The organism is Tumebacillus permanentifrigoris (assembly GCF_003148565.1).
GTDB lineage: Bacteria > Bacillota > Bacilli > Tumebacillales > Tumebacillaceae > Tumebacillus > Tumebacillus permanentifrigoris.
This window is the reverse complement of sequence record NZ_QGGL01000008.1, coordinates 1-20,845: the sequence shown is the minus strand read 5'-3', so window position 1 is coordinate 20,845 and position 20,845 is coordinate 1. Positions and strand designations below refer to the sequence as shown.

Below are 20,845 nucleotides of genomic sequence, written 5' to 3'. Positions count from 1 at the left end.
CTTAGGACACAAAATAGACATACAAAAAAAGAGGCCCCTAGTACTTGGGGCCTCCACTTTCTTGTTGCATCGTCAACGTCATCTTCTCCGTCAATTCCTTGGCGGCGTTGTATCCCATCCGTTTTAGACGATAATTCATCGCCGCCACTTCGAGGATCACGGCCAGATTTCGACCTGGACGCACCGGCAAATTCAGGAACGGAACTTCGACATCGAGGATCGTGGTCGTCTCTTCGTCGAGTCCGAGGCGGTCGTAGGCGGTCTTGTCATCCCACATCTGCAACTGGATCACCATCTCGATGTCCTTGCGCATGCGGATCGCTCCGGCGCCAAACAGCGTCATCACGTTCAGCACGCCCAAGCCCCGGATCTCAATCAACTGGCGCAACAGTTCCGGCGACGTGCCTTCCAAGATGTTCTCCGCAACACGACGAATCTCGACTGCATCGTCGGCGACCAGACGATGACCGCGCTTGACCAACTCCAGCGCTGTCTCAGACTTCCCGATGCCGCTCGACCCTTGGATCAGGATGCCGATCCCGTACACGTCGACGAGCACCCCGTGTACCAACGTCTCCATCGCCAACTTGCGGTCGAAGTAGGCTTGCAAGCGACCGGTCAGCTTGGTGGTCGATTGCGGCGAGAGCAGAATCGGCAACCGATGACGGTTCGCCGCTTCCAACAGGCAGTTCGGCACTTCGATGCCGCGCGCCACGATCAGACAGGGCGTCTGCTCATACGCGCAGAGCAACTCCGCTCGCTCCCGTTGCAACGCTTCGGGCAACGCGGCGAAAAACGTGATCTCGGTGCGGCCTACCACCTGCACGCGCTCCTCCGGGTGGTAGGTGAAAAAACCGGCCATCGCCAAGCCTGGCCGATTGATGTCGCTGACTGCGATCAAGCGCGAACTGTCAGCCGTCTCAGGGTTGACCAGTTCCAGCTCAAATTCCTTGCTCAGCTCTAGCGTGGTGATCGATTTATGAACGATCTGCTCCATAGAAGGTACGCCCCCATGCGATGGTCGCTTGTAGTCCTTCCGTCAACGTCGTTTGCGGACGCCACGGCAGGCTTTCCAGGATCTTACCATTGGCCAGCACGCTTCTGTAGATGTCTGCGGTACGGGCTGGGCCGTGTACCGGTTCTAGGTTGTAGCCGATCTGTTCGGACAGCAGGGCAAAGACTTCGTTGACCGAAACCTCTGTCTGCGTGCCCAAGTTGTAGATGCCATTGATGTCCGACTCCAAGGCCATCACGTTCGCACGCGCTACATCTCCCACATAGATATAGTCGCGGGTTGCCCCGCCATCGCCGTCGATCGTGCAGCTCTTGCCTCTAAGCATGCGCTCTGTGAAAATCGAGATGACACTGCCCTCACCCGACTGGCCTTGACGCGGACCGTAGATGTTCGCGTAACGCAAGACCACATACGATGTGCCAAACAGTTCGTGGAACAGTTGGAAGTACTCTTCGATGATTTTCTTGCTGAGTCCGTAGAACGACAACGGACGCTGCGGGTGCTTTTCATCGATCGGAACGTACTCCGGCATGCCAAACGAAGCAGCCGACCCGGCAAAGATGATTTTCTTCAACCCAAGGTCGCGCATCGCCTGCAAGAGGTTGATCGTGCCGAGCAAGTTGACATCCGCGTCGTACAACGGGTCCTTGATCGACGGCGGAACGGTCGATTGCGCAGCTTGGTGGATAATCCCTTCGATGCCTTCCTCACGGAGAACCTCCGCGATTCCCGGAGTGGTGATATCCATCTCCAAAAACTTTGCAGCCGGGTTGAGGTTGTTTCTCGTTCCCGTTGCAAGGTTGTCCATGACGACGACCTGATGCCCGACACGCAGACATTCATCGACGATGTGCGAACCGACAAAACCAGCCCCACCGGTTACAAGTACTTTCATTGGTTCTCCCCCTAAAATGCCGCCTAACTCATCTAGGATCATCATACCGTGTTTTTTGTCGAAACACCACAAGAAAACAAAAAGGATGGGCATCGCCCCCATCCTTCGGGTGTTCCGTTTCGTTCGGTTGTCGTTCGGTTTTAGTCTTGCTTCACAGCGCCCAAGATCGCGCTGACGATCGACAGCACGATCGAACCAAAAAACGCGCTGGCGAACGTTTCCACATGAAAGCCCGCGACAAAACTCGAAGTGACCAGCAACATCGCCGCGTTGATCACCAACGCGAAAATTCCAAATGTGATCAAGGTGATCGGCAACGCCAACACCTGCAAAATCGGACGGATGACCGCATTGACCAAGCCCAGCACCAACGCCGCGACAAATGCCGCCCCCACCGTGTCGATCGAAATTTTCGGGAACAGCCACGCCACGATCAACAGCGACACAGCTGAGATGATCCAATTCCAGATAAGTCTCATGAGTCCCACTCCTCTCGCCTTCGCGTCTTGCCTACTCTACAGGTATACGAGCGCTCGGCGTACAAGTTGCGGGTGTTGTGCAATTTTTTATTGCAGGCGACCCAGTGCAAACATCGCAGCGTCCGCATGGGGCCGACCGAGGATCAAGTCGCACAGGATCTGCCCGGCGATCGTGCTGTAGACGGTGCCGTTGCCGCCGTAGCCCAGCGCATAGTAGCAGTTCGGATGGTGATGATGTTCCCCGATGAACGGCAGCCCGTCCTTCGTCCCGCCAAATGCGGAGGCCCAGCTGTGCGCGATCTTGACGCCGGATAGTTGCGGGAACAGCGAGTACAGCTCCGCGAGGAGCTGGTTCGCTTTTTCGGACAGCAGGTTGTCGCGCTTGGGGCCTTGGATCGCCGTCTCGTCCAACCCGCCGACGAGGACGCGGTTGTCGGCGGTTGTGCGCAGGTAGAGATAGGGTCGCGCCGTCTCCCAGATCAAGCAGCGATTGTGCCAACTGGAGAAATCGGCAACCGGTTCGGTGGCGATCGCATAGGTGGAAGCGATCACAGCACCTGGGGTGGTCTGCCGATCTTGCGTTTCATACCCGGTGGCAAAAACCGCTTTGCGAGCGGTGATCAAACTGCCGGTGTTGGTGCGAAAGTGCAACCGCCCGTTGTCATTCTCGTGAAAGACGGCGCTCACTTCGGTCTGCTCGTAGACCCGCATGCCTTTTCGAGCGCTGTCGTCAACGAGCGAGACGGCGAGGCGGTAGGGGTTGATCTGGCCATCGGCAGGCGAGTACAGCCCGCAGTCTTTGCGAAAGGGGAAGCGTTCGCGGATGTCCTGTTCGGTGAGAAACTGCACGGGGAAGCCGTGTTTTTGTTGCAACGCGAACTCCGCTTGAAGTTTTTTCACGTGCGCTGGTGTACTCGCGTAGTACAAACTCTCGCGGCGCTCGAAATCGGTCGGGATGTCGAGCGTCCTCGTGATCTCCTCGATCTGCGAGATCGCGGCGAGGCAGAGTTTGTAAAAGCGCACTGCAACTTCCTCCGTGAACGACTCCGCGAGTTGGTACATCGGCGAGTCGTTGGCGTATTGAAGCAGTGCGGTGTTGCCGCTGGTGCTCCCTCCGCCGATCTTGCGCTTCTCGACCATCACGACATCGACGCCTGCGCGGGTCAGATAATACGAACTCAACGCCCCGGCTTCTCCTCCTCCGAGGATCAGCACATCGCACTCCACGTCTTGCTCCAAACTCGGGTAGGTGGGCGGGTTCGGGAATTGGGTTTGCCAATACAGGTCTCCGGTGTTCAAATTCATACAAGTCCGCGCTCCCTTTCTGCCTAGACGTTACTACCGTCTAGTCTGGGAGCGAATGGCGGCTTTTATGCTTGCCTAGAAACTCAAACTCTAGGCATAAAAACGCGGCGCTTCCTCATAGATTGAAAGAGGAAGCGCCGCGTGGCGTTAGTGTTCCGTCCGGTCGGTCGATCCGCCTATCGAAGCGCGGTCGATCAGCCGTGCATAGCGTTCTGTAAATTCCTGCACGGTTGGACCGTCTATTGCGGCATAATCATCCGCCGATTCGAGCGCCTTCAACATCAGGTTGACGAGGCGTAGAACCGATTCAGTGTCATCTTCGAGGATGAGCGTGGTGTCGTCGTTGCGCATGATTTTCATCTGTACGTGCGTCTGGCCTGTCTCCGATTGTGAGACCACGTGACCGAACTTGTGCCATCCGTGCGGATAATGGGTGCGACGGCGGAAGGCCTTGAGCACTGGGCCGTAGCGGGCGGTCAGGTAGCGGAGAAAATGGAGAGTGTCGTCGCCGAGTTCTGCAGCAGTCCCGAGTTCTTCGAGGTCGTCGAAGGTCTCCAGACAGCGCATGCATGCGACGATGGCGCTGGCGATTTCACGACCGGCGAGGATGGCGACGCTCTGCTCAATTTCTAGAGCTTCCATCGTCGAGCGGGTCAGTGACTCGCGGATCACCTCTTCGATCTGCTGTTTGAGTTCCGGTTGTTCGGACAAGCGTTCCTGCAGGAGAGTTACGCCGTCTTGAACATAGCGCACAAAATGTTCCATCGAAAGACTCCTTACCCGTTCTTATCCCCTATTCCACAGGGACCTATCTGCATCCTACCAATGCCACAGGGGAAACGCAACCCCCATTTAATTTGTAGCCTGTACTTTTTGGAAAGAGAGGTGCGTTAGCTATGGGAGATCGAGGATGGTGGTTGCTCGGTTTTTTGCTCCTGTCCTGTGCGGTAAGCGCTGTTCTGGTGTTGTTGGCCGCGACAGGACGGGATTTGCGGAAGTATGGCGGGCGGCAACGCTTTTATGAAGACTTGTATCGATTTACAGTGATGATCTTGACCGGGCTGGCGATGTACCTGTTGGGAAGTACGCCTGGGGTTTGGCAGGCCGTGCCCCTGCCCGAGAGCGTGGTACTGTTCGCCATGACTGCACTGCCGACGTGGGTGCTGTGCGCGGTGAGCAAGCGCTGGTATCTCGGCTGGTGTGCGGCGGCGGTGATGCAGGGCTTTGTCGTCCAAGCCCTGATTCAGATGGGCGGCGTGCATGGCGATGTGAGCGCGCTCTGGTGGCCGCAAGTGGTCTGCGACCTCGGAGGCGTCGTGCTGTATGCCATGCAATCGGGTAAGCAACAAGTGAAAGTACACGGGTGATGGTGGGAGAAAAGCGGGTTTCTCCACGTGGGGGAAGCCCGCTTTTTTCACGTATATGAGGGTAGGGTTACGCGATGGGCGTAGGAATGTCGATGTCACACGTTGCGGCCCGTTGGTCGGCGGTGCGCTGCTTGTCGCGTTCAAGGATCGGGCCGAGGAATTTGCCGGTGTAGGAATTGGAAATTTTCGCAATGTCCTCCGGCGTGCCTGCTCCGACCAGCGTACCGCCCTTGTCCCCGCCCTCTGGGCCGAGGTCGACGAGGTAGTCGGCCGTCTTGATCACGTCCAAGTTGTGCTCGATGACGATGACCGTCTCCCCCGCATCGACCAAGCGCTGCAACACGCAGAGCAGTCGGTCGATGTCGGCGGTGTGCAGACCTGTCGTCGGTTCGTCGAGGATGTACACGGTGCGTCCGGTGCTGCGCTTGTGCAGTTCGGAGGCGAGCTTGACGCGCTGCGCCTCCCCACCGGACAGCGTGGTTGCCGGTTGGCCGAGTCGCACATAGCCGAGGCCGACGTCAAACAAGGTCTGCATCTTGCGCGAGATGCGCGGGACGTTTTTGAAGAACTCAACCGCGTCCTCGACCGTCATGTCCAGCACTTCGGCGATGCTCTTGCCCTTGTATTTAACTTCCAGCGTTTCGCGGTTGTAGCGCTTGCCTTTGCAGATCTCGCAGGGCACATAGACGTCCGGCAGGAAGTGCATTTCAATTTTGATGATCCCGTCGCCTTTGCATGCTTCACAGCGGCCGCCCTTCACATTGAAGGAGAAGCGGCCTTTTTTGTATCCGCGCATCTTGGCTTCGTTGGTGGTGGCATAGACATCGCGGATGTCGTCGAACACGCCCGTATAGGTCGCCGGGTTCGAGCGCGGTGTGCGACCGATCGGCGATTGGTCGATGTCGATGATCTTGTCGAGTTGTTCCATCCCTTGAATTTCCTTGTGCAGACCGGGCTTGGACTTCGCGCCGTTGAGGTGCATCGAGAGCGACTTTTTCAGAATTTCATTGATCAGCGTCGATTTGCCGGAGCCGGAAACGCCAGTGACCGCCGTGAACAGGCCGAGCGGCAACTTTACGGAGATGTTTTTGAGGTTGTTCTCCTTGGCCCCGACGATCTTGAGCCACTTGTCGGAAGGTTTGCGGCGTTCCAGCGGGACGGGGATGAACTTGCGCCCGGAGAGGTACGCGCCGGTCATCGAGTTCGGATCGGCCATCACTTCCTCCGGCGTGCCTTGCGAGATGATCGTCCCGCCGTGTACACCTGCTCCTGGCCCGATGTCGATGATGTGGTCACAGGCGAGCATCGTGTCCTCGTCATGTTCGACGACGATCAGGGTGTTGCCGAGGTTGCGCATGTGCAACAGCGTGTGAATCAACCGTTCGTTGTCGCGCTGGTGCAACCCGATCGACGGCTCGTCGAGGATGTACAGAACGCCCATCAGCGAGGAACCGATCTGGGTGGCGAGGCGAATGCGTTGCGCCTCGCCGCCCGACAGCGTGCCCGCAGCCCGCGAGAGGTTCAGGTAATCGAGTCCGACGTCTGCGAGGAAGCCGAGCCGAGACTCGATCTCCTTCAAGATCATGCGGGCGATCGTCAGTTCCTTTTCGCTGAGATGCAGGCCGTTGAAGTATTCCAGCGCATCGTTGACCGAGAGCCCCGTCACGTCGGAGATGTTGCGCTCACCGACGGTGACGGCGAGGCTTTCCGGCTTCAAGCGCTTGCCTTTGCAGGCCGGGCAAGGCTTGGCGGACATGTAGGCTTCAATAAATTCGCGGACGTAGTCGGATGCCGTTTCCCGATAGCGGCGTTCGAGGTTCGGGATGACGCCCTCGAATTCGGTTTCGGCCGTTTTTTTCTGCCCGAAGTCGTTTTCGAAGGTGAAGCGGACTTTCTCGCCCTTGGAGCCTTGGAGAATTTTCTTCATCTGGTCAGCCGGGATGTCGCGCACCGGGATGTCCATCGGAATCTCGAAGTGCTTGGCGACCGCTTCCAACATCTGTGGGTAGTAGTTGGAGGCGCGGCCTTGCCACGGTTCGATGGCATCCTCGTTCAGCGACTTGCCCCAGTCCGGGATGACGAGATCCGGGTCGATCTCCATGTTGGTACCCAGACCTGCACAGGTTTCACACGCGCCAAATGGCGAGTTGAACGAGAACATGCGCGGTGCGAGTTCTTCTACAGAGAAGCCACACTCTGGGCAGGAGAGATTCGAGGAGAACAGCATCTCCTCTCCGTCGACGATTCCGACGATGACCGTGCCCTCGGCAAGTTTCAACGCGGTTTCCAAGGAGTCCGCGAGGCGAGTGGCCACATCGGATTTGACGACGATGCGGTCTACCACGACTTCGATGGTGTGTTTTTTATTTTTCTCCAGCTTGATCTCATCGGTGACTTCACGGAGCGCACCGTCGACACGCAGGCGAACAAACCCCTGCTTGGCGATGTCCTCGATCACTTTGGTGTGCTCGCCCTTGCGCCCGCGAATGATCGGGGCGTAGATCTGCAAGCGGGTGCGTTCCTCAAGTTCCATGATCCGGTCGACCATCTGCTCGACCGTCTGCGAGGTGATCTCGATGTTCGGGTGGTTCGGGCAATGCGGACGACCGACGCGTGCGAACAGCAGGCGCAGGTAGTCGTAGATCTCAGTGACGGTTCCCACGGTAGAGCGCGGGTTGCGCGACGTGGTTTTCTGGTCGATGGAGATCGCCGGGGAGAGACCATCGATCGAATCGACGTCCGGCTTGTCCATCTGGCCGAGGAATTGACGGGCGTAAGCGGACAGCGATTCCACATAGCGGCGCTGACCCTCCGCGTAGATTGTATCGAAGGCGAGCGACGATTTGCCAGACCCTGAGAGGCCGGTGAGCACGACAAATTTGTCGCGCGGAATCGTCACGTCGATGTTCTTGAGGTTGTGGGCGCGTGCGCCCTTGACGACGATATTGTCCAGTGCCATAACTTGCTCCTTTTCCCGTAGATACGAACAGGCATTCTCTTAGTTTCTATTGTTACCTAGTTTTTGCAAAAAAGCAACGTAGTAGACTCCATTAAATTGGAATGAAAAAAACGACCGCAATTCCGGTCGTTTTTTACTACGGAATCGGCCAGAGCGGGGCCGATCAAACCTTTTTCATGGCTCGATCTCTCCAAATTCAGCACAGCAAAAGTCTGACCTTAAAGCACGCTGAAAAAAGGCACGGCCCACCCTGTGGTCCGTGCCCTTTATAACGGAGTTACAAAGCTTTCAATTCCAAAATGACGTCGCGCAACTCGGCCGCACGTTCGAACTGCAACGATTTGGCAGCTTCGCGCATCTCTTGCTCCAGGCGGATGATCAGTTGCTCGCGGTCTTTTTTGGACATCTTGTCGACGCCCTTTTCCACGATGAACGATTCGGTCGGGTCGGCCGACTTGGTGGCTTCGATGACATCGCGAATTTTTTTGTTGATCGTCGTCGGTGTGATGCCATGCAGTTCGTTGAACTCCATCTGAATCTTGCGGCGGCGCTCCGTCTCGCGGATCGCGACCTCCATCGAGCGCGTCATCTTGTCCGCGTACATGATGACCTGCCCACCGGAATTCCGGGCCGCCCGACCGATCGTCTGGATCAGCGACCGCTCCGCACGCAGGAAGCCTTCCTTGTCCGCATCGAGGATCGCTACCAACGACACTTCTGGCAAGTCCAGCCCTTCGCGCAGCAAGTTGATCCCGATCAACACGTCGAACACGCCGAGGCGCAAGTCGCGCAGGATCATCATCCGCTCGATCGTCTTGATATCAGAATGCAGATAGCGCACTTTCATGCCGAGTTCCTTGAGGTAATCGGTGAGGTCCTCCGACATTTTTTTGGTCAGCGTGGTGACCAGCACCCGCTCGTCCTGAGCAACCCGCTTGTTGATCTCACCGACCAGATCGTCGATCTGCCCCTTGATCGGGCGGACGGTGATCACCGGGTCGAGCAAGCCCGTCGGACGGATGATCTGCTCGACCACCTGCGTGCTATGCTCCTGCTCGTAGTTGCCCGGTGTTGCCGAGACGTAGATGACTTGGTTGAGCTTGCCCTCAAACTCCGTAAACTTCATCGGGCGGTTGTCCTTGGCAGACGGCAGACGGAACCCGTGGTCGACCAGCATGTTTTTACGCGCTTGGTCGCCGTTGAACATGCCGCCGATCTGCGGAACGGTCACGTGCGACTCGTCGAGGATCAGCAGGAAGTCCTCCGGGAAAAAGTCGAACAGCGTGCTCGGCACACTGCCCGGCGGTCGGCCTTCCATATGGCGCGAGTAGTTCTCGATGCCCGAACAAAATCCAATCTCCTGCATCATCTCAATGTCATAGTTCGTGCGCTGCTCCAGACGCTGCGCTTCCAGCAGTTTGCCTGCCTCGCGCAACTCCGCCAGACGCACCTCCAACTCCGTGCGAATCTCCGTGATCGCACGCGTCAGATTGTCCCCAGTCGTCACAAAGTGGGAGGCCGGATAGATCGCAACATGGTTGCGCGTCCCTACGATCTCCCCCGTCACCGTGTTCACCTCGGTGATCCGATCGATCTCATCACCAAAAAACTCCACGCGAATCGCCTGCTCCGAGCGCGACACGGGGAAGATCTCGACCACGTCACCACGCACGCGGAACGTCCCGCGTGTGAAGTTGATATCGTTGCGCTCATACTGCATGTCGACGAGCTTGCGCAACACTTCGTCACGGCTTTTCTCCATGCCGGTGCGCAGCGAGAGGACGAACTTGTAGTACTCGCTTGGCGAACCCAAGCCGTAGATCGAGGACACCGAAGCGACGACGATGACGTCCTTGCGCTCCAACAGCGACATCGTCGCGCTGTGGCGCAGTTTGTCGATCTCGTCGTTGATTTTGGCGTCCTTCTCAATAAAGGTATCGGAGGACGGGATATACGCCTCCGGTTGGTAGTAGTCATAGTAGGAAACGAAGTACTCGACGGCATTCTCCGGGAAAAACTCCTTGAACTCCGCGTGCAATTGCGCAGCCAGCGTCTTGTTGTGCGCCATGATCAGGGTCGGCTTGTTCACTTTCGAGATCACGTTCGCCATCGTGAACGTTTTCCCCGTACCGGTCGCCCCGAGCAAGGTCTGGTGCTTGTCACCGCGCGCGAGGCCCTCCATCAGTTGTTGGATCGCCTTCGGTTGGTCGCCTTTTGGTTCGTAATCGGATACCAGTTTGAATGCAATGTCTTCATGTTCCATCATGCTCCGCTCACCTCCACTAGTCACTATTTATTATACACGAAGAGCGAACGTCAGTACGCATCAATTGCTGTCAAAAACGAGAAAAAAAAGGCGAGACGAGTGTCTCACCTTTTCACGTATGCGAATTGGACGGGTTGGGTCGTTGCTCACGGCGCCAACGGCGAGATCGGCTCCATCGGGAATTGGCGCTTGATGATCAAGTTGACCCGACGGTTCTCAGAGCGGTGTACGTCCGAATCGTTGGGCGACAGCGGCACCGTGTCCGCATAGCCAACCGCATGCAGGCGTTCATGCGCCACCTCTGCACCTTCGAAGAAATGCAGGACGTTGATGGCGCGTTGCGCCGACAACTCCCAGTTCGACGGGAACTTCCCGCTGGTGATCGGCACGTTGTCGGTGTGTCCTTCGACCGCGATCTCGTTGGGCAGAACCTTCAAGAACGGCGAGAGACCGCCGAGGATTTTCTGCGCGTCCGGCTTCAGTTCCGCCTTGCCGGAATCGAACAGCGCCGCGTCCGACAGCGTAATCTGTATGCCCTTGGCATTTTCCAACACATTGACCATCCCGGCGAGGTTGTTCTGTTGGACGTACTTCTCGACTTGTTTTTTCAAGTCATCCAACTGCTTCTGCTCGGCGGCTTGCTGGGCCGTGCTTTTTTGTTGCTGCGGATCTGTGGGTTTCTGGTTCGTCTCCGGGCGCTTCGAGACGATGCCAGAGGTGCCCATGTTGGACATCTGAATCTCATTGCTGGCCTTCAAAGCTTTGTTGAGAGATACCGAGAGCGAATCGAATTTCGACTGGTCGACCGACGACATCGCGTACATGATGACGAAAAAGATCATCAAGAGCGTGATCAAGTCGGAATAGGTGATCAACCAGCGCTCATGGTTCTCATGACCGCCGCCGTGCCCCTTCTTACGCCGACTCGACATTCGCTTCCCCCACCTCTGCCTTCGGATCGCGCAGCTTCGGAGCGAGGAACGCCTTTAGCTTTTGTCCGAGGATATTTGGGTTCTCGCCGGCTTGAATCGAGAGGATGCCCTCGATCATCAGCTCGCGGATTAGAACTTCTTGCTTGGTGCGGTTTTTCAACTTGGTGGCGATCGGCAGGTACGCGACGTTCGCGGAAGCTACCCCGTAAAGCGTTGCGATAAACGCAGTCGCAATCTGCGGCCCGAGCGTGTTGACGTCCGAGAGGTTGCCGAGCACGTGGACGAGACCCATAACGGTCCCGATGATCCCCATCGTCGGAGCAAAACCACCCGCTTGATCGAACGGTTGCACGCCTTTTTCGTGACGAGATTCGATAAACATCAACTCGGTCTCCAACATGCTGCGCACCAAGTCAGGGTCGACACCGTCGACGACAAGCCGGATGCCGTTTTTGAAGAATTCGTCGTCGTAGGTTTCGATCTTCTCTTCGAGCGCCAGAATCCCTTCGCGACGAGCGGTCGTCGCCAAGCCGACCAGTTCGGTGATGGTTTCCATCGGGTCTTTGGGCTTGTAGGTGAACGCGATTTTCAGGATCTTCGGAATTTCCTTCAGTTGCTCCATCGGTGTTCCGACTGCAACCGCTCCAAACGTCCCCCCGAATACGATCAATGCGGCGGTGATGGAGAACAGCGAAGAGATATGGCCGCCCTCCTCAACGAAGCCACCAATCAGCGCCCCCACCCCGAGGAGTAGGCCAATAAGTGTGGTAATATCCATGACGAGTCCTCCATCTACTAAAATCTAAACTGCGTCTACTAGTGATAGTTCGTAGGAGCTTTTTGTCGAGATCCCGTCATCCGGTTCCAAAGCCACGCCCAAGGCGAGACCGTTCCAAGCCGCACAAACTGCCGTGCGTTGTCATCGGGCACGAGGATGACCCCCAACATGTGGTGGTCGCCTGTGTAGATCGCCGTGTTGGAAAAACGGACTTCGCCCTCGGGCGTCAACAGTTCGAGTTTCGCGTAGGCCGGGTTCTGGTTGAGGGCAAAGTGCAAATCGTAAGGCGTATTCACAGGTGTTCCGTTGACTTTGAGGATTGTCTCCCCGGACAGGAGGCCCATCTCCTGCGCCGGGCTGTTCGGCAAAATGGAGAGGATCTTCAAACCCTGCAAGGGCTTCACGTAAATTGGATGCCCGCTCTGTTCCTCGCGCATCTCCCACAGGATCAGCAATTCATGCACGATCGGGCAAAATAGTGCCGCGACCCATGCCAGCGGTGCCCAGTACGAACTCCCGACGGCGAGCCCTAGCAACACGAGGCTGTAGGCGGCTAGATACCTAGCCGTCTGTTTGGCTGTCCGTTGCGGCGTCTTGGTCAAAGCGGCACCTGAGTAGCCGAGAATCGCGGGCACCGGGATGATCTGAAGACCTGCGCCCAGACCCAAGCCCGTCAGCGACATCAGCGGCCACCACGAGGGTGTATCGAGGGAGTTAGGCACCCCGGTCACCACAAACGCCGCCATCGGAATCACCCAGAACTTCTGCAGGACGAACCCGCCAACCAATCGTCCACGCTTGCCAGGGACGAACACGGGCAACGGTGCGTGCGCCCCATTGAGGCGCACCAGAATGGCTTCGATCAAGTGGAGGATCGCCACCAACGCCATCAGATCGGGCACATGCAAGTGCCGCAAATCGTCATAGATGCCGAGTACCCATGTCGGACCTGTCATCAGCGTCGGCAGTGCGTTCAACACGAGACTTGCGAAGCTGAGCAAACCGCCCGCATAAGCGAAGCAGGTGTAGCGGACGTTGACGACCGCCAACGCCAGCGCCACAATCCAGACGTAGGTCATGTCGACAGGCGACAACACGACGCCGAGCGCGGTCATCAACAGCGTAGCGAGCAGACCGCCCCCCACCCCGTACAGGATGGAACGGAGCACTTGATCGGTCAACGACGAGGCCCGCACGCCAAACATCCGACGCTCCATGCCGTTCTGTCGCCCGTATTGCACCACGACGAGCAGCAGGGCCACATAGAAAAGTGGATGCGCCAAGACTTGGGCCAGCCCGCTGAGGATCTCCATCAAGAAAGACAGCTCGGTCATTCGCACGACTCCCTACCTTCATATTCAAATGGGCTGTACAACTCATAAATAAAAAAAGTACCCGTAGAACCTCTACAGGTTCCACCGGGTACTTACTTCGACACATTCCGCCCGCACTCCTTCCTATGGCAACATTTTACGGAGTACTTGCTTCGCTTTGTCAAGCTGTGTGTCATTACTTTGAATTTTCTTCTGCAGCAATTCGATCATCTTGGTCGTCGTCTTGCCTTTGATCACGCCATCCGATTCGAAGTTCTCGACCTTCTGGAAGGCGACGACCGCTTGCTTGGTCTGGTCATCAAAAAACCCGTCCTTGCGGCCCGGTTGGTAGCCAAGTGCTTCCAACATGACCTGCGCCGTCTTCACTTCATTCGAGAACGTGTCTGGCTTGAGCTCTTTGTCCGGATCGAGGTACGGCAGATCCGCATACTCAGGCAGCTTGACGGCGTAGTCCGGCTCGATGCCTTTTTTGTGAATCCAGTTGCCGTTCGGGGTCAGCCACTTCGCCATCGTGTACTTGATGTTCGACCCGTCGTCGTAGGACTTCGTGGTTTGCACCGTTCCTTTGCCGAAGGTTTTCTCCCCGACCAGCGGGTAGCCGCCGGATTCCTTGAGCGCACCGGCGAGAATTTCCGCAGCCGACGCAGAACCGCCATCCACCAGCACGACGACCGGGTAGTCGGCCTTGCCGTGTTTGGATTTGTAGACTTCCTTTTGCCCGTCGCGCGTTTCCACTTGCAAGATCAGCTTTTGATCAGGGATCAGCTCATTGGCGATCTTCACGCAGACATCGAGCAGACCGCCTGGGTTTTGCCGCATGTCGAGCACGAGGCCCTTCATACCTTGCGCCTTGAGGCTTTTCAGCGCTTTGTCGAACTCGTCGCCGGTCGTCTCTGCAAACTTGCTCATCGTGATGCGGCCCATCCCGTCCTCCAACATCTCGGCTTTCACCGTCTCGACGGGAATCGTGTCGCGCACGACCGTGATGTTCAAGTTCCCCGTCTCGCCGGGACGCTCGATCACCAACTCCGCCTTGGAGCCTTTTTTGCCGCGGATGTACGTGACCGCTTCCGTGACCTTCATCCCGGTCAGACTCTTGCCGTCGACGGAGAGGATGCGGTCGTTCGGTTTGACCCCTGCCTTTTCAGCGGGAGCCCCCTTGATCGGCACATCGACGACGATCTTGCCATCCTCTTCCTTGATCTCCGCTCCGATGCCTTCAAAGGAGGAGGAGATGTTCTCATGGAAGTCCTCCGCCTCTGTCGGGCTCATGTACGTGGAGTACGGATCATCGAGCGATTTAACCATCCCATCGATGGCACCGTTGAGCAGTGTGTCATCCTTGACGTCTTGGTAGTAACTTTGGCGCAGCGTGTTGTAGGTGTCGAGCAGTTTGTTGAACTGCTCGTCCTTGGTGACTGCGTTTGGAACTGACGAGTTGCTGTCGCTCTGTGCCAGATGACCCGTCGCATTGAGGCTGACGACCGTCGCCCCACTGCTTACGATCAGAGCTAGAATCAACCCGAGAATCAGGTATCGTCCCTTGATGAACATCTTCTTGCTTGCACCACCTTTGTCCAAATCTGCTTTAGTATATGACACGTAGGCTACAGATATTTGCGCGGATTGACAACGTTGCCATTTTCATAGACTCCGAAGTGCAAGTGCGGGCCCGTCGAGCGCCCGGTCGAACCTTCCTTGCCGATCGAGGCTCCCTGTTTGACTTCCTGACCGACCGAGACGAGGATACCCCCGTTCATCAAATGTCCGTACAGCGACCAGAGGTTGCCCCCGTGGTCGATGATGATGCAATTCCCAAACCCATTGACCCAGCCTGCGGTGATGACTTTGCCGGATTGGGCCGCGACGACCGTCGTGCCTTGCGGACCCGCGATGTCCATCCCATTGTGACCCATGCGCTGCCCGGTGAACGGGTCGATCCGGTCGCCAAATTCATCGGAGATCGTGTACACACCTGGAAGTGGCCAGGTGAACGGGCCGGAGAACTGTTCGGACGGCTTGGTGGTATTCTGTTGTTTCGTTTCATTCGAGATCTGCTGGTTGATCGCAAAAATCGACTTGACCGCTTCGTCCTGAATCTGTTGCGCCTCGGCTTCGATGCGCTCCTGTTCAGACTTGCTGGTTTCCAGTTGCTTGTTCAGAGCGACCTTCTGTGCCTTCATCGAGTCGAGTTCCGACTTCTGCTCGACCTGTTGCGTTTTCAAGGCGGTCAAGGTGTTGCGATCGTCTTCGAGTTGCTTTTTTTTGGCTTCGATGTCGTCGCGGTCGGTCTTGTTCTTTTTGAGGATCGAAGTGTCCTGCTGGAAGATGATCGAGAGCGTGTCGAAACGTTCCAGAAAGTCGGAGAACGACGTAGCGCTGAGCAACACGTCGAGGTACTGAACTTCGCCTTGCTCGTACATCATGCGCAGGCGTTGCTTCAATAGAATATCGCGTTCCTTGACGCGCTGCTCGGCAACGACGAGTTCGGCTTGCGACTTGTCGATCTGCAAGTTTTTGGTGTAGATCGAGTTCTGCAACTTGGAGATCTCGCTTTCCTTCACATCGATATCGGCGGCGAGCTTGTTGATGTCGGTAGCGTTGACGTTGATCTGCTTTTGGAACTGGTCTTTTTTCTGTTTGGCTTCCTGTTCGCGTTGCTTGGCTGCATCGAGTTGCTCCTGTTGTTGTTGCTGTTGCTTTTTGAGGTCATCGATGTCGGCGAAGACCGCCGAAGGAAATACCAGTGCCAACGCAGCGGCTGTGGAGAGGCCGAAAATCAACGTCTTGGACAAGCGCGACTTGCGAGCGTGCATTTAAACTATCCCCTTCCCCTAATCTGAGAGATACCTAAATTCGCAAGAACCGAGAGATGGACATGACGGAGCCGATCATCCCGATCAGCGCCCCGATGGAAATCAAGATCGTCGACACCGAGTACACGAGATCGACAGCTGCAAAGTTGAAATACATGAAGCTCGGGTAGACCGAGAGCAGGTAGGAGTAGCCGAAGCTGAGCAATGCGATCGGCAAGACGGCACCGAGTGCCCCGATCAGCAGGCCTTCGATGAGGAACGGCCAGCGGATAAACCAGTTGGTGGCCCCGACGAGCTTCATGATCTCGATTTCCTTGCGGCGGGCGAAGATCGTGACTTTGATCGTGTTCGAGATCAGGAACAGCGCCGTGAAGCACAACCCGACGACAAATACTGCGCCCGAGTTTCGGACGAGGGAGATGCCTTTGAACAGCTTTTCGACCGTGTCCTTGCCGTAGTTGACTTTGTCGACGAGTGGCAAGGTTTGGACTTTTGCAGCGACGGAGCCGATCAATTGCGGGTCCTTCGCTTTGAGAATGAACTTGTCGGGCAGCGGGTTTTCCTTGTCCAAGCCTTCGAGGAGCGAGGCGTTTTCCTGCAGCTTGTCCTTGAGTTGGTCAAGGCCCGATTCCTTGGAAACATACGTAACGGAGGCGAGCTCCGGCAGACTTTTGAGTTGGCGTTCCAGTTCGAGCACATCGGCGCGCGCGGCACCTTCCTTGACGTATACATTCATCTCAACTTGGGATTCAAGTTGCTTGGAGAATTGCTGAACGTTGTAGGCGAGCAGCAAAAACACGCCGAGCAGCAGCAACGTCACCGTGACGGCGGAGATTGACGCAAACGTCATCCATCCGTTGCGGCTGAGATTGCGCAGCCCCTCGCGGCCATGACGGCCGATCGTTCTAATTTTCATAGCCGTAGACCCCCCGTTTCTGGTCGCGGACGATCTGCCCACCCTCGACAGCGAGGACGCGGCGTTTCAAGGTGTTGACGATTTCCTTGTTGTGTGTGGCCATGACGATCGTCGTGCCCCGGTTGTTGATCTCCTCGAACAGGCGCATGATGTCCCACGAGGTTTCCGGGTCGAGGTTGCCTGTCGGTTCATCGGCGATGATGACCGATGGATTGTTGATCAGGGCGCGGGCGATGGAGACGCGCTGTTGTTGTCCACCAGACAGATGGGCCGGAAGGTCTTTGGCTTTATCCGTCAGGCCGACGAGTTCGAGCACTTCATTGACGCGCTGGCGGATTTTTTTGGGAGATGCTTCAATGACTTCGAGTGCAAACGCGACATTTTCCTGAACGGTCATGTTCGGCAGCAGTTTGAAGTCTTGGAATACCACGCCGATTTGGCGGCGGAGCAGAGGGATTTTGCGTTCCTTGAGACGTTCGATGTTAAATCCGTTGACAAAGATGGAGCCTTTGGACGGACGTTCCTCACGGTACATGAGTTTGATAAACGTCGATTTGCCAGCGCCGCTGGGACCGACCACATAGACGAACTCACCTTTGTCGATGCGGACAGAGACTCCCTGCAAAGCAACGGCTCCGTTGGGGTAGGTCTTCCACACGTCGTGCATTTCGATCATCGTTCACACCACTTTCTACTGTCTGATTTTGTCGGCACAGCCGCACAGACGATGTCGAAACTCGCCACCTTACGATATTCGACGTATCCTTGTCATTTCCTGTAGCAAATTGCTGGATGGAGGATTTTTTCCAGAAGAAATGTGTCGCGAACGTGAAAAAACCCCGCCGTGAGGGGCGGGGTTTTCGATCTCGTGCAAATGATTTTAGCGTTCTTCCACAGTCTTCCCATTGACCACTTTCGCGTTGGACTCCATGCGCGAAGCTCCCAAACTGAAAACCCGCTTCACCACCAGCACGACAACCAACACCGCCAGCAGCAACAGCACGATCGTTCCGCCCGGTGGGATGTCCAGTTGGTACGAAGCGGTCAGACCGCCTAACACACAGGCGAGACCTGTAACCACGGCCACCCACACGGTCATCGTGAAACCTCTGGATACCCGCAGTGAAATCGCCGCTGGCAACACCATCAGCGAGGAAACCAACAACACGCCGACGATCGGCATCGAGACGGCGACCACCAGACCCGCCAGCAGGGAGAACGCCAGCGACAACGCCCGGGCCGGAACTCCGCTGACCTGTGCGGTTTCTTCATCAAAAGTCAGCACGTACATCGGTCGCCAGAAAAACCAAAAGAACAGCGCACACAACGCCACAACGCCTGCCATCACCAGCAGATCGGTCGTGCTGACCGCGATGATCGAGCCGAACAGATACGAGGTGAATCCGCGGCTCGCTCCCTTGTTAAAACTCATCAGCACCACCGCCGACGCCAGACCCCCCGACATCAGGATCGCAATCGACAGCTCGCTATACGCCCGAAACGATCTCCGCAACGTATCGACAAAAACCGCTCCGATCAACGCCGCGATCATCGCGGTCACCATCGGATACGTCCCGATCAACGACCCCACCGCAACACCCGCCAGCGAGACATGCGAAAGCGTATCCGCCATCAACGACTGTCGACGCAGGACGAGGTACACGCCGATGACCGGGGCGATGCCGGCGATCATGATCCCGGCGAGGAAGGCATTTTGCAAAAATTCATACTGCAACATCTCCCACATCTACAGCACCCCTTCTCTCGCAACCAGCGCGGCGTCTCGCTCTTCGTCGTCGTAGCAGCAGTAGAGTGGCAATGTCGCCGTGCGGGCACGCAAATCCATGCGCTCCTGGAATTGCTGCGGAGAACCGTCAAATCGGATGCGCTTGTCGAGCACGAGCAGGCGCGTCAGTCGTGGCAACGTCTCTTCCAGATCATGAGTGACCATCAGCACCGTCCGCCCGTGGTGTTGCACTTGGTGCTGAAGCAGATCGTAAAACGTCGTCCGCGCTTCCACATCCATCCCGGTCGTCGGCTCATCGAGCACCAACAGATCCGGCTCTAACACCAGCGCGCGCGCTAAGCAGACGCGCTGTTTTTGCCCACCTGATAGCTCGCCGATCTTGCGCTTGCGATGTTCCCACATGCCGACTTGCTTCAATACTTTCTCCACCCGATCCACTTCCTTGGACGGAAGCAAGCCAAACCAACGCTTGCGGGTGTACAGTCCAGAGCGCACCAACTCACTGACGGTGCTCGGGAAACCGGCGTTGAACGACGCGATGTTTTGCGGCACGTAGCCGACGACGAGCGGCTTGCCCTGTGGTCCAGTGGAACTGAACTCGACCTGACCTTGCTGTGGGGACAACAGCCCCAGCAGCAATTTGAGCGTCGTCGTCTTCGCCGAGCCGTTCGGGCCGGTCAGACCAATAAATTCCGAAGCCCCCACTTGCAAATTCATCTGTTCCAGCACCGGCGCCTGACCGTATCCGAACACCACATCGCGAAGCTCCGCCAATTGCACGACTGCCAACTCCTTTTTTACAGCGCTGCTTGTAGCGCTTCGAGGTTTTTCTTTTGCACCCCAATATAGTCAAGTCCTTGCGACTTTTCTTGCTCCGTCAAACCTTCCAGCGGGTTCAAAACCGCCGTCTGTGCGCCGACTTCACGCGCGACCGTCTCTGCCACTTTCGGCGAGGCCAGCGTTTCAAAGAAAATCGTCTTGACCTGATGCCCCTTGGCAAATGCGACGATGTCCTTCATCTCCCCTGCACTCGGCTCCTGCTCCGGCGAGAGACCCGCGATCGCCACTTGCGTTAGACCATAGCGTTTCGCCAGATAGCCAAACGCGGTGTGCGCCGTGACGAATTCCTTTTTCGCTGCCTTGCTAGTGCCCGCTTGGAAATGCGCGTCGAGCTCTGCGAGTTTTGCGGTGAACGCATCGGCGTTTTTCTTGTATTCGGCTGCATGGGTTGCGTCCTTCGCCATCAGTGCATCGGCGATCGTGTTGACTTCCTGCTGCGCCAACACGGGATCAAGCCAGACGTGCGGGTCGTGGTTCTCAGCCTGTGCGCTCCCTTCGTCTTGCTTGCCATCGTGGTTGTCGTCCTTGTTTTCCAGCAACGGAATGCCTTTCGACGCTTCCACAACTTGCAACTTGCCCGTGTCGACCGAACCGAGCACGTTGGTCACCCACGATTCAAATCCAGCCCCATTGTAGACAAAAACGTCCGCGTCCTGTACCTTCGCGACGTCCTTTGGAGTCGGTTCCCAATCGTGCGGTTCTGTGCCAGCCGGAACCATCACCGTGACATCGACGAACTCGCCCCCTACTTGCTTGGCGAATTCGTACATCGGGTAGAACGTGGTGACAATTTTTACTTTATGTGTTCCTGTGCTTGTATCAGTCGCAACATCACCCTTCGATGAGCACCCTGTCGCAAGCAAACTTGTGGTTATCAATCCAGTCAATGCTAGTTTCCACCATTTTTTCAATCCCCAAACCTCCTATCGTAAACGGAATCATTACGAAGCCGAATCCTTTTGCACAGATAACTATACTCCAGTGGGAGTCTTTTGTAAAACGGAAATATTACGATCCGCAAAAAAAAGCACCCCGCCAGCTGATCTGACCCCTGTCAAGTGGACAGAAAAGAAAGCCTAAAAATCAATAGGCGCTAAGCGACCATAGTCCGGTATCGTACCGGGCTATGGTTTTTTAGTCTGCTTTGGAATCGTTTATGGTTATAGAACTTCACGTAGCGTTTTACTGCTACTTCG

At 56.5% G+C, this 20,845-nt stretch carries 19 protein-coding genes; 1 reads left to right on the top strand and 18 read right to left on the bottom strand.

The genetic code is table 11. The features are described 5' to 3' along the window. Positions 1–37: 37 nt before the first annotated feature. From hprK to C7459_RS10195, 5 genes are all read right to left on the bottom strand, one after another. Positions 38–997, bottom strand: a complete 960-nt coding sequence (gene hprK / locus C7459_RS10215) for an HPr(Ser) kinase/phosphatase (protein ID WP_109688897.1) — start codon at positions 995–997, stop codon at positions 38–40. After that, positions 978–1,910 (bottom strand): NAD-dependent epimerase/dehydratase family protein, encoded by a 933-nt coding sequence (locus C7459_RS10210; protein ID WP_109688895.1) that lies wholly within the window; start codon positions 1,908–1,910, stop codon positions 978–980. Before C7459_RS10210 ends, hprK begins: the two co-directional genes overlap by 20 nt. A gap of 140 nt (positions 1,911–2,050) precedes the next feature. Further along, positions 2,051–2,389 carry a phage holin family protein gene (locus C7459_RS10205; RefSeq protein ID WP_109688893.1) on the bottom strand — a complete coding sequence of 113 codons (339 nt, stop codon included), beginning with the start codon at positions 2,387–2,389 and terminating at the stop codon, positions 2,051–2,053. 87 nt (positions 2,390–2,476) lie between these two features. Then, positions 2,477–3,694, bottom strand: coding sequence for an NAD(P)/FAD-dependent oxidoreductase (locus tag C7459_RS10200; protein WP_109688891.1), 1,218 nt, complete (start codon positions 3,692–3,694; stop codon positions 2,477–2,479). A 147-nt stretch (positions 3,695–3,841) separates the two neighbouring features. Continuing rightward, entirely contained in the window at positions 3,842–4,459 is a 618-nt protein-coding gene (locus tag C7459_RS10195; protein ID WP_109688889.1) for a hypothetical protein, read from the bottom strand. A gap of 131 nt (positions 4,460–4,590) precedes the next feature. On the opposite strand from C7459_RS10195, the gene C7459_RS10190 reads away from it, so the two are divergent. After that, entirely contained in the window at positions 4,591–5,061 is a 471-nt protein-coding gene (locus C7459_RS10190; RefSeq protein ID WP_109688887.1) for a hypothetical protein, read from the top strand. Positions 5,062–5,128: 67 nt separating this feature from the next. Here C7459_RS10190 and uvrA read toward each other — a convergent pair whose 3' ends face one another. The 13 genes from uvrA to C7459_RS24155 all read right to left on the bottom strand — a co-directional run. Next, positions 5,129–8,020, bottom strand: a complete 2,892-nt coding sequence (gene uvrA, locus C7459_RS10185; RefSeq protein ID WP_109688885.1) for an excinuclease ABC subunit UvrA — start codon at positions 8,018–8,020, stop codon at positions 5,129–5,131. A gap of 277 nt (positions 8,021–8,297) precedes the next feature. Next, positions 8,298–10,286, bottom strand: coding sequence for an excinuclease ABC subunit UvrB (gene uvrB, locus C7459_RS10180; RefSeq protein WP_425450723.1), 1,989 nt, complete (start codon positions 10,284–10,286; stop codon positions 8,298–8,300). 146 nt (positions 10,287–10,432) lie between these two features. Beyond that, complete coding sequence (locus C7459_RS10175; protein ID WP_109688884.1) at positions 10,433–11,218, bottom strand: flagellar motor protein MotB; 786 nt, start codon at positions 11,216–11,218, stop codon at positions 10,433–10,435. After that, entirely contained in the window at positions 11,202–11,996 is a 795-nt protein-coding gene (locus tag C7459_RS10170) for a flagellar motor protein (protein ID WP_109688882.1), read from the bottom strand. The genes C7459_RS10175 and C7459_RS10170 overlap by 17 nt, the downstream gene beginning before the upstream one ends. A 38-nt stretch (positions 11,997–12,034) precedes the next feature. After that, complete coding sequence (locus C7459_RS10165) at positions 12,035–13,330, bottom strand: PDZ domain-containing protein (RefSeq protein WP_109688880.1); 1,296 nt, start codon at positions 13,328–13,330, stop codon at positions 12,035–12,037. Positions 13,331–13,453: 123 nt separating this feature from the next. Continuing rightward, complete coding sequence (locus C7459_RS10160; protein WP_109688878.1) at positions 13,454–14,884, bottom strand: S41 family peptidase; 1,431 nt, start codon at positions 14,882–14,884, stop codon at positions 13,454–13,456. A 53-nt stretch (positions 14,885–14,937) separates the two neighbouring features. Further along, a complete protein-coding gene (locus C7459_RS10155; protein ID WP_109688876.1) occupies positions 14,938–16,146 on the bottom strand; it encodes a murein hydrolase activator EnvC family protein in 1,209 nt (402 codons plus the stop codon). A gap of 34 nt (positions 16,147–16,180) precedes the next feature. Then, the gene (gene ftsX, locus C7459_RS10150; protein ID WP_109688874.1) at positions 16,181–17,062 is read right to left on the bottom strand and encodes a permease-like cell division protein FtsX; all 882 of its coding nucleotides are present in this window, start codon (positions 17,060–17,062) and stop codon (positions 16,181–16,183) included. Next, positions 17,052–17,738, bottom strand: coding sequence for a cell division ATP-binding protein FtsE (gene ftsE / locus C7459_RS10145; RefSeq protein ID WP_109688872.1), 687 nt, complete (start codon positions 17,736–17,738; stop codon positions 17,052–17,054). The genes ftsX and ftsE overlap by 11 nt, the downstream gene beginning before the upstream one ends. A gap of 204 nt (positions 17,739–17,942) precedes the next feature. After that, entirely contained in the window at positions 17,943–18,809 is an 867-nt protein-coding gene (locus tag C7459_RS10140; protein WP_245884484.1) for a metal ABC transporter permease, read from the bottom strand. Then, a complete protein-coding gene (locus tag C7459_RS10135; protein WP_109688870.1) occupies positions 18,810–19,589 on the bottom strand; it encodes a metal ABC transporter ATP-binding protein in 780 nt (259 codons plus the stop codon). A 17-nt stretch (positions 19,590–19,606) separates the two neighbouring features. Further along, positions 19,607–20,560 carry a metal ABC transporter substrate-binding protein gene (locus tag C7459_RS10130; RefSeq protein ID WP_109688868.1) on the bottom strand — a complete coding sequence of 318 codons (954 nt, stop codon included), beginning with the start codon at positions 20,558–20,560 and terminating at the stop codon, positions 19,607–19,609. Positions 20,561–20,742: 182 nt separating this feature from the next. Then, on the bottom strand, positions 20,743–20,845 hold a 103-nt coding region (locus C7459_RS24155), incomplete at its 5' end, for an IS3 family transposase (protein ID WP_146200985.1).

What these genes read in the sequence shown, in the direction of transcription:
- hprK (WP_109688897.1), bottom strand. Translation starts at nt 997, where the DNA reads ATGGAGCAGATCGTTCATAAATCGATCACCACGCTAGAGCTGAGCAAG.
- C7459_RS10210 (WP_109688895.1), bottom strand. Translation starts at nt 1,910, where the DNA reads ATGAAAGTACTTGTAACCGGTGGGGCTGGTTTTGTCGGTTCGCACATC.
- C7459_RS10205 (WP_109688893.1), bottom strand. Translation starts at nt 2,389, where the DNA reads ATGAGACTTATCTGGAATTGGATCATCTCAGCTGTGTCGCTGTTGATC.
- C7459_RS10200 (WP_109688891.1), bottom strand. Translation starts at nt 3,694, where the DNA reads ATGAATTTGAACACCGGAGACCTGTATTGGCAAACCCAATTCCCGAAC.
- C7459_RS10195 (WP_109688889.1), bottom strand. Translation starts at nt 4,459, where the DNA reads ATGGAACATTTTGTGCGCTATGTTCAAGACGGCGTAACTCTCCTGCAG.
- C7459_RS10190 (WP_109688887.1), top strand. Translation starts at nt 4,591, where the DNA reads ATGGGAGATCGAGGATGGTGGTTGCTCGGTTTTTTGCTCCTGTCCTGT.
- uvrA (WP_109688885.1), bottom strand. Translation starts at nt 8,020, where the DNA reads ATGGCACTGGACAATATCGTCGTCAAGGGCGCACGCGCCCACAACCTC.
- uvrB (WP_425450723.1), bottom strand. Translation starts at nt 10,286, where the DNA reads ATGATGGAACATGAAGACATTGCATTCAAACTGGTATCCGATTACGAA.
- C7459_RS10175 (WP_109688884.1), bottom strand. Translation starts at nt 11,218, where the DNA reads ATGTCGAGTCGGCGTAAGAAGGGGCACGGCGGCGGTCATGAGAACCAT.
- C7459_RS10170 (WP_109688882.1), bottom strand. Translation starts at nt 11,996, where the DNA reads ATGGATATTACCACACTTATTGGCCTACTCCTCGGGGTGGGGGCGCTG.
- C7459_RS10165 (WP_109688880.1), bottom strand. Translation starts at nt 13,330, where the DNA reads ATGACCGAGCTGTCTTTCTTGATGGAGATCCTCAGCGGGCTGGCCCAA.
- C7459_RS10160 (WP_109688878.1), bottom strand. Translation starts at nt 14,884, where the DNA reads ATGTTCATCAAGGGACGATACCTGATTCTCGGGTTGATTCTAGCTCTG.
- C7459_RS10155 (WP_109688876.1), bottom strand. Translation starts at nt 16,146, where the DNA reads ATGCACGCTCGCAAGTCGCGCTTGTCCAAGACGTTGATTTTCGGCCTC.
- ftsX (WP_109688874.1), bottom strand. Translation starts at nt 17,062, where the DNA reads ATGAAAATTAGAACGATCGGCCGTCATGGCCGCGAGGGGCTGCGCAAT.
- ftsE (WP_109688872.1), bottom strand. Translation starts at nt 17,738, where the DNA reads ATGATCGAAATGCACGACGTGTGGAAGACCTACCCCAACGGAGCCGTT.
- C7459_RS10140 (WP_245884484.1), bottom strand. Translation starts at nt 18,809, where the DNA reads ATGTGGGAGATGTTGCAGTATGAATTTTTGCAAAATGCCTTCCTCGCC.